Source organism: Massilia agri (assembly GCF_024753255.1).
In the GTDB taxonomy this organism is placed as follows: domain Bacteria; phylum Pseudomonadota; class Gammaproteobacteria; order Burkholderiales; family Burkholderiaceae_D; genus Telluria; species Telluria agri.
In genome coordinates this window covers 280,180-288,023 of sequence record NZ_JANUHA010000006.1, presented here as the reverse complement: position 1 = coordinate 288,023, position 7,844 = coordinate 280,180, and the positions used below count along the sequence as shown (strand labels likewise).

General features: G+C 67.0%; 6 protein-coding genes, 1 tRNA gene and 1 pseudogene. 5 read left to right on the top strand and 3 right to left on the bottom strand.

All coding sequences use genetic code 11. The features are described from left to right. The first annotated feature begins 82 nt into the window (after window positions 1–82). The 4 genes and pseudogenes from NX780_RS11675 to NX780_RS11660 all read left to right on the top strand — a co-directional run. Window positions 83–499, top strand: coding sequence for a hypothetical protein (locus tag NX780_RS11675; protein ID WP_258828025.1), 417 nt, complete (start codon window positions 83–85; stop codon window positions 497–499). Between the two features lie 43 nt (window positions 500–542). After that, window positions 543–619: transfer RNA gene (locus NX780_RS11670), tRNA-Arg, on the top strand. 512 nt (window positions 620–1,131) lie between these two features. Continuing rightward, window positions 1,132–1,677 (top strand): FxDxF family PEP-CTERM protein, encoded by a 546-nt coding sequence (locus NX780_RS11665; RefSeq protein WP_258828024.1) that lies wholly within the window; start codon window positions 1,132–1,134, stop codon window positions 1,675–1,677. A 218-nt stretch (window positions 1,678–1,895) separates the two neighbouring features. Then, window positions 1,896–2,060: pseudogene (locus NX780_RS11660) on the top strand (IS1595 family transposase); the annotation flags it as partial. An 84-nt stretch (window positions 2,061–2,144) separates the two neighbouring features. On the opposite strand, the gene NX780_RS11655 reads toward NX780_RS11660, so the two are convergent. The 3 genes from NX780_RS11655 to NX780_RS11645 are packed head-to-tail and all read right to left on the bottom strand — an operon-like array spanning window position 2,145 to window position 6,556. After that, entirely contained in the window at window positions 2,145–4,037 is a 1,893-nt protein-coding gene (locus tag NX780_RS11655) for a sensor histidine kinase, YfiR-like protein-associated (protein WP_258828023.1), read from the bottom strand. Next, a complete protein-coding gene (locus tag NX780_RS11650) occupies window positions 4,037–4,630 on the bottom strand; it encodes a TOL_0243 family YfiR-like periplasmic protein (protein WP_258828022.1) in 594 nt (197 codons plus the stop codon). The genes NX780_RS11655 and NX780_RS11650 overlap by 1 nt, the downstream gene beginning before the upstream one ends. Window positions 4,631–4,642: 12 nt before the next feature. Continuing rightward, window positions 4,643–6,556, bottom strand: a complete 1,914-nt coding sequence (locus NX780_RS11645) for a TOL_0244 family TonB-dependent receptor (protein WP_258828021.1) — start codon at window positions 6,554–6,556, stop codon at window positions 4,643–4,645. A 350-nt stretch (window positions 6,557–6,906) separates the two neighbouring features. Between NX780_RS11645 and NX780_RS11640 the strand changes: the two genes are divergently transcribed. Next, window positions 6,907–7,746, top strand: coding sequence for a response regulator (locus NX780_RS11640; RefSeq protein ID WP_258828020.1), 840 nt, complete (start codon window positions 6,907–6,909; stop codon window positions 7,744–7,746). Window positions 7,747–7,844 lie beyond the last annotated feature (98 nt).

Here is a 7,844-nt window from a genome sequence, read left to right as displayed (position 1 = left end):
GCGCGCGTGAGAATCCGCGCATCTTTTCGCACCACGCCCTGCTAGGATGGCTCCCATCGTCCTGGCCGGAGAGCTGGCTGCAATGAAACAAACCGCCGCATTCCTCATTACCCTCCTCGTGGCTGCAAGCGCATCCGCCTGTCCGGTGTCGAAGGCGCTCGTGGAACGCTATGGCATCAGCGATGGCGGCTTCCTGTCGCCACCTCCCCTTGCAACGTCAAGGGCCGCCCCGTCCCTGTTCCGGATCGCGCTGCCGAAATCGGGCCTGGTGAGCGACGGGTTCGCACACACCCTCTTCGTCGACCGCCAGGCAAACCGGGCGTGGATCCGTCGCACCGGCGGACTGGCGGGCGTGGAGGAATGGTACGGGCCGGTCGACGTCAAGGCCGATTCCCTCGCGGAATGCGGGGACGGCGCGCGGGAGGGCGGGGAACAGCTGCTTGTAGTGATGAAGGATGCAGGCGAAGCGGACGGGCGCCGCCAGCCGGGAACACCGTAGGGGTTTGCCAACTTCGAAGGTGCTGCTATAATGCGTGCCTCGGGCGGCTGTAGCTCAGCTGGATAGAGTACTTGGCTACGAACCAAGGGGTCGTGGGTTCGATTCCTGCCAGCCGCGCCAACTTTTCAAGAAAATGGCTCAGAAGCGATTCTGGGCCATTTTTCTTTTGCGCCCTCGCAGACAGGGATCATCTCGGTGATTTCCTACCTCACTTTGCAAAACGCGCAGGTAAACCGCCCTGTACGCGCGGAAACCGCTGCCTTCCTGCCTCCCCAAACTCAGCAAAAGCGCGCATCTCTCATCCATATCGCGTCTTCGTTCTTTAAACCGGCCTTAATTTGCGCGACCTCGGCGCCGGAATGGCCCTCCTCTTTCTGTAGGACTGTACTGACGTATTTTGAGCAAGCCCAGCAATCTTTTCTGCTCATCAACCTCAAAATGCTGTGCTCTCCTATGAAGAATCGCGCTTTAGCATATCCAATCGGAAATATCTTGTTTTCTGGAATGAACGCCACATATTGACTGTCCAATCAGGCTTTCGCGTGCTTTTCCATGCTCTTTTGATAGCATGAAGTTCCCCGATACTTGAAACCCAAGCTGCAGGACGCGGCTGATTCTATGCGAGGAAAGAAATGAAAAAATCTCTGATTGCTGCAATTGTGTTGGCTTCCGCTTCGTTCGGTTCGTCGGCTGTCATGGCCCAGGACGTCATCGGCGATTCCCCACAAGCACTGAACCTGGTCGATAACAGCGCCTTCTTCGGCGACACCTTCGCCGCTGATAACGAGGGCAACACCTTTGCCGACCAGTTCACCTTCACCATCGACGGCGACATCGGCATGAACCTGAATGCGATCATCTCGTCGATCAGCGGCAGCGCCGACACCGGCCTGGACATCACCGACCTGGCCCTGTATGGCGAAGACGACGTCCTGATCTCGACCGGTACCTCGATGATGAGCGGCGAAATGGACGTCTGGAGCATCTCGGCCGACAACCTCGCCGCAGGTAACTACTACCTGCAAGTCAGCGGCACCATGGTGTCGGATACCGGCGCATCGTTCGGCGGCGCCATGATGCTGGCTCCGGTTCCGGAACCGGAAACCTACGGCATGATGCTGGGCGGTCTCGGCGTCCTGGGCTTCCTGGCACGCCGCCGCAAGGCAAAGCAAGCCTAAGCCTCGCCCGGACCTTTGGGTAATCGACGGAAGCGCGCAAGCGCTTCCGTTTTTTATTGGCGCTGTCACCGTCAGGTGTAGAAATTGAACTGTTGAGCTGAGCAGATGTCCAAGCTGGACCGTCAGGAGGGATCATGCGCTCGCCAGGATTTTGTCCACCTGCTTCGGCAGTTGCCCATGCTCAACAGGCAGCAACGCTCGCGGTTGCTGGCAGCGCTGTGAATGCCTACCACCAGCGTCTGCGCAGCTGGCTGGCGCGCTTTCACGGCGTGGCCTCGCGCTACCCGCCGAACTACCCCGGCTGGCGCTGGGCGCTGGATGGGGAAAGGATCGCGACACCCGAGCGTCTCCTGAGAGCGGCGGTCGGGATTTTCCACACATAATGAGGACAGCGCCTTTTTTATGGCGCTGTCACAGCCCAGTGTGGGCCTGCCGTGCCGAAGACGCCCGGCGCCGCGGATCGCGGCTCAGGTACGCAGCTTCTTGATGATGCTGCGGTTCCCCAGGATCTCCTCGATCTGCTCGAAGCGCACCGGCTTGACCATGTGATGGTCGAAGCCGGCCTCGAAGGCCAGCTGGCGGTCCTTCTCCTGCCCCCAGCCCGTCACCGCGATCAGCACCGTCATCGCCCCGCAAGGCAGATTGCGGATGCCGCGCGCCAGGTCGTAGCCCGACATGTGCGGCAGCCCGATGTCGAGGAAGGCGTAGTCCGGACAGAAGCGCGCCGCCGCGGCCAGCGCATCCGGGCCATTGTGGGTGATCACCACGCTGTGCCCCATGGCGGTGAGCAGCGCCCCGATGCTGTTGACGAAATCGACGTTGTCGTCGGCCAGCAGGATGCGGTAGCTCTCGGTACTGATGAAAGCGGCCGGGGTCGGCTTGGTGATCGGCTCGGGATCGACCACGATCGGCAGGCGCACCACGAAGCGGCTGCCCTGCCCCAGGCCCTCGCTGAAAGCCTGGATGGTCCCGCCATGCAGCTCGACGAGCTTGCGCGCCAGCGACAGGCCGACGCCCAGGCCGGCCACGCTGCGCTCCAGGGTCGAGTCGACCTGCACGAACATCTCGAACACCGAATCGAGCATGTCCGGCGCCAGGCCGATGCCGGTGTCCGCCACTTCCAGCACCAGGGTCTTGTCCTCGACGCCGGCGCTCAGGGTGACGCGCCCGCCGCGGTTGGTGTACTTGGCCGCGTTGTTCAGGAGGTTCGACAGGATCTGGGCCAGGCGCGTGGCGTCGCCATGCAGGAACACCGGGCGGTCCGGCAGGTCGATCACCAGCTCGTGCCCGTGCAGCTCTATATAGGAGCGCACCACCTCGAGGGCGTCGTTGACCACCGCCTTCAGCTCCACCCGCCCCATCTTGATGGTGAACTTGCCGGTGTTGATGCGCGAGACGTCCAGCAGGTCGTCCACCAGGCGCACCATCTGGCGCAGCTGGCGTTCCATGATGTCGGTGGCGCGCTGGGTCGCCTGGGCGTCGCCGCTGCGGATGCGCAGGATGTCCAGGCCGGTGCGGATCGGCGCCAGCGGATTGCGCAATTCGTGGGCCAGCGTCGCGAGGAATTCGTCTTTCCTGCGGTCGGCCACCTTCAAGGCCTGCTCGGCGCGCTCGCGCACCGTCATCTCGTGTTCCAGCGTGCGGTTGGCCGCCTGCAGGGCGTCCGAGCGCCGTCCGATCTCGGCCAGCATGTCGTTGAAGGCTTCGACCAGCACGCCGATCTCGCCCTTCTCGCGGCCGGGCACCCGCAAGGTGAAGTCGCGCCGCAGCATCACCTGGCGCGCCACCTGGGTCACGGCCTGCAGCGGACGGGTGATCGAGGCCTGCAGGCGCGAAGCCACCAGGGCCGCGATCACCAGGGCGCCCAGCATCACGCCGCCCAGGATGGCGCCGTAGCTCAGCACCCGGTCGAACAGGCCGTAGCGCGAGCGCAAGTAGACGGTGCCGAGCGGCTCGCCGTTTTCCACGATGGGACGGAACACGACCAGTTCGCCGCGCTCGATGCGGTGGCCGGCCGCTTCCGGGCGCGCCGGGAAGCTCGCGCCGGCGCCCTCGCGCGACCAGGTCGCGAAGCGCTGGCCGCTGTTGGTATAGATGGCGCCGGCCATGATCTGCGGACGCACCCGCAGCACGGCAAGGTTGCGGGCGGCGCTGGCGCTGTCGTTGAACGAGACCGCCGGGGCGGCGACGTTGGCGATGATGTCGGCCTGGGTGGCGAGGTCGTCGATCCAGACCCGCTGGGCCGAGCGGGCGTCCACCACCAGCATGGCGACAAAGGCCGTGAGCAGCGCCACGATGGTGGTCGCCACGGCCATGAGAATGAGTTTGCTGCGCACCGAACCGGTATCGTGGGTGCTCATCACGACCCTCCCTTCTGGACCCGGTTCGCGACGGTCAGGAGGCGCGAACTGAGTTTGACGTTCTTGCGATCCGCGGCATCGAGCGACACGTCGAAGCGCACGCGTTCGTCGATGATGCGGAAGTTGATCACGCTGCCCTGGCGCAGGCCGCCCTCGCATTCGGTGACGGTCAGGAAGGCGCCGGACGCGGCGCGCAGGACGCGGGCGCAGCGTTCGCCGTCGCCGCCGGCGACGAACAGCAGGTGCGCGGGCGGCAGCGCCTCGTTATCGGCTACCCGCCGCACCACGATCGGCCGTCCGGCCACGACCCTTCCGGCCGCGATGCGGGACAGTTCGGCAGCCATGTCGTCCGAGCCGACCACGGCGATGAGCAATGGCCCGCCCGGCTCGGTGAAGGCATTCGGAGGAAACTCGGCATAGCCGAGGAATTTGTACAGGAAGGCGGCCTTGACCCGCCGCTCCAGCGCCGGCGCATCCGGCGCGGCGCCAGAAGCCGGTGCGGACGCCATGGATCCCGCGGCCGCCAGCACGAGCGGCAACGCCAGCGCCCGGCAAGCCAGGCGGCGCTTTCGGTCGGGAGGAATGTTCGTCATGTTGTTTATCGATCAGAAACGCAGCGAAGCGCTGGCGAACACACTGCGCTCGGCCAGTTGGCGCATGCCCGCCGTCCCGAATTCGGGATGGCGCGCATGCAGCAGATTACGGCCCGCCAGGGCCAGTTCCAGTTCAGGTCCCGCCTGCCAGGCCAGCCTGGCGTCCAGCTCATGATAGCCCGGCACGGCCGGCCGCGGCAGGCGCGCGACGCGCCGCAGCAGAAAATCGGCGGTCAGGCCCGGCAGGATGTCGTGCGCGGAGCGCAGGCTCCAGTAGTGGCGCGGATCGTTGGTCGCCAGGCCCGCGCGCGCCGAAGCGTCCATGCTCGCGCCGGCGACACCGGTGTCGATGTCCTGCCACACCCCGCCCGCCATCAGGCGCCAGCCGCGCGCCGCCTGCCAGCTGCCCCACAGCTCGATGCCGCGCGCCCGGCCGTGGCCGAGGTTGCGGAAGGTCGCGGGAAGGCCCGCCCGTGGCTCCAGGGTGCGCAGGCGCGCATAGTCGCTGTAGAACAGGGTCGCCGACCAGGACAGGGCGCCGGTCGGCTGGGCGCGCCAGCCGAGTTCGAACACCTCCGCCGTCTCCGAGTCCATCTCCGGGCTTTCCGCGACCAGGTAGCGCTCGCCGTTCGAAGCCGGATCCGCCAGGCGCAGGTCGCGATCGATCCGGGCCGGGGCGCGCACCGTGCGCGAGGCCGCCGCCCACAGCATGGCGCCGGGGGCGGCATCCCAGGCCAGGCGCAGGTTCGGGAGGAGTTCGGTGCCGGTGTAGTCGTTGTGCTCGAGTCGCAGGCCGGCCGTCGCGCGCAGCCGGGGCGCGAGCGTGACCTCGTCCTGGGCGAACAGGTTCATCCAGCGCAGCGTGCGCCGGGTCGGCGCGAACTGCAGCACCGGACCGTTCTGGAAGCGGTCGCGCCCGTGGCGGTAGCCGCCGCCCCAGGTCAGGGCGTGGCGCTCGCCCAGGGTTGTGGCGAGCTGGGCCTCCAGTTCGACGGTGTCGAGGTGGTGGCGCCCGACGCCGAACTGGTCGCGCCGCGACTGGTCGAACCAGGTTTGCAGCCGCAATTCGGTAGCGTCGCCGAGGCGGGTGTCGTAGCGCGCGCCCAGGTTGCCGCCCGAGAAATCCACGCGCGACTCGCTGCTGGAAGCGCGCTGGGCGCCCTGGAAGACGTCGCCGCTGAGGGTGAAGGACTGCTCGTCCACGCCCCAGTCGAGCCGGAAGCCGGCCTGCCGCCTGGCGGTGCTGCCCTTGCCGATGGCGAAGGCTTCCGCGGCCGGAACGTCGGCGTGGTCGCGCTTGGCCCAGGCCCGCAGCCAGGCGCCATTGCCCAGGCGGGCGCCGTAGCGCGCCGCGACACCGTGTTCGCGCTTGCCGCCGTAGCCCTGGACCAGGCCGCCCTGGGTGTCGGCGGCGCTCCTGGTGATGACGTTGATGACGCCGTTGACCGCATTCGTGCCCCAGATGGTGCCGCCCGGTCCGCTGATCACCTCGATCCGTTCGACGTCCGCCAGCGGGAGGTCGAGCGCGTCCCAGAACACCCCCGAGAACAGCGGCGAATACACGCTGCGCCCGTCGACCAGCACCAGCAGCTTGTTCGCCAGCTGCGAGGAGAATCCGCGCGCGCTGATCGCGTAGTCGCGTCCGCCGGCGAGCGCCACCTGCAGGTTGGGCGCCAGGCGCAGGGCTTCGGGGAGGGAGGTGGCGCCCGAACGGGCGATGTCGGCGCCGCTGATCACATAGAGCGCGGCCGGGGCGCTGGCCAGCCTGCCCGGCTGGCGCGACACCGAGGTGACCACGATGCTGGACAGCTGCTCCAGGGAATAGTCCGCCAGGGGCAATGCCTCCTGGGCGGCAGCCTGCCCGCTCGCCGCGTGCGACAGAACCAGGGCCGCACAAGCGCAGGCGAACAGGGAAGGTTTTAACATAGTTGCCATCCTAGAACATTTTCTATCTTGCACCAAGCGTGCGCAGGTGGAGCGCGTGCCCCGTCGCGCCGATGCGACGACCCGCTTGACAAATGAAACTTATCAATATTCCTGATGGCGGTCATTACAAATATAAATTGGACGAATTTACTGCGGTGCAGCATCATGCTTCCTGTCTCCTCTATTCTCCTCCAAGGAAATAGATTCAGCCCGCTTCTCCGGAAGCGGGCTTTTTTTTTGCCCCGGCGGCAAGCGGCGAGCCGCCCTCCCGCGCACGGGAGCGAAAAGGCAACACTGTGGCATTTGGTGTACGATGGCCGCCATGTTTTCGTTCCTACAACACTCCGCCCATGCCTGAGAACGTCCTGTCCCCGCGCGTCGCCGCCTCCTATGACTGGTCCACCAGCGTCCTGGGCGAGCCCGCGCGCTGGCCCGCCCCCTTGCGCGTGGCCGCCGATCTCTTGCTGAACTCTCCCCTGCCCGGCCTGCTGGTCTGGGGCCGTGAAACCGTGCTGGTCTTCAACGAAGCCTATTCCGCCCTGGCCGGCATCGGCTGCGGCCGCGTGCCCGGCGGCGCGGTGCCCTCGGTGCTGCCGCCTCCGCTCTCGAGCGCCGGCGCCGCCCTGCAGCAGGCCTGGTCCGGCCAGGCGGCCATGGTCGCCGGCGCCGCCCCGGCCTTCCGCCATGCGGACGGCATGCGCGAGCACCGCTGCGACATGTGGCTGACCCCGGTCCACGACGGCGCCCAGGTTGCCGGCGTCATGATCGTCCTGGCCCCGCCCGCCCCGGCGGCGAGCGCGCCCGAGTCGCCTCCGGAAGACGCCAGCCTGCGCATCCTGGTGGTCGAGGACAACCTCGATTCCCAGTACCTGGTGTGCGAGATGCTCAAGGCCTTCGGCCACGAGGCGGACGGCGTGGCGCATCCGAACGACGCCCTCGACCTGCTCGGCAGCCGGCGCTACGACGTGCTGTTCTCGGACGTCAGCCTGCCCGGCATGTCGGGGGTCGACCTGGCGCGCCAGGCCGTCGGCAACCAGCCGACGCTGAAGGTGATCTTCGCCTCGGGCTACGGCGACACCCTGCTGCGCCACCTCGACTTCCCCTACCTGTCGCTGCAGAAGCCCTACGAGCTGGACCAGCTCCAGGATGCCCTGGCCAAGGTCGCGCGCCTGCCGGCGCACGGCGGATAAGAGGCGCGGGCCCGGTCTTGCCTTTTGTGAATGCGCCCCAAGCCGGCCTGGCTGGGCTACAATGGCCCGGCCCGGATTCCCGTTTGCCGCCGCCGGCC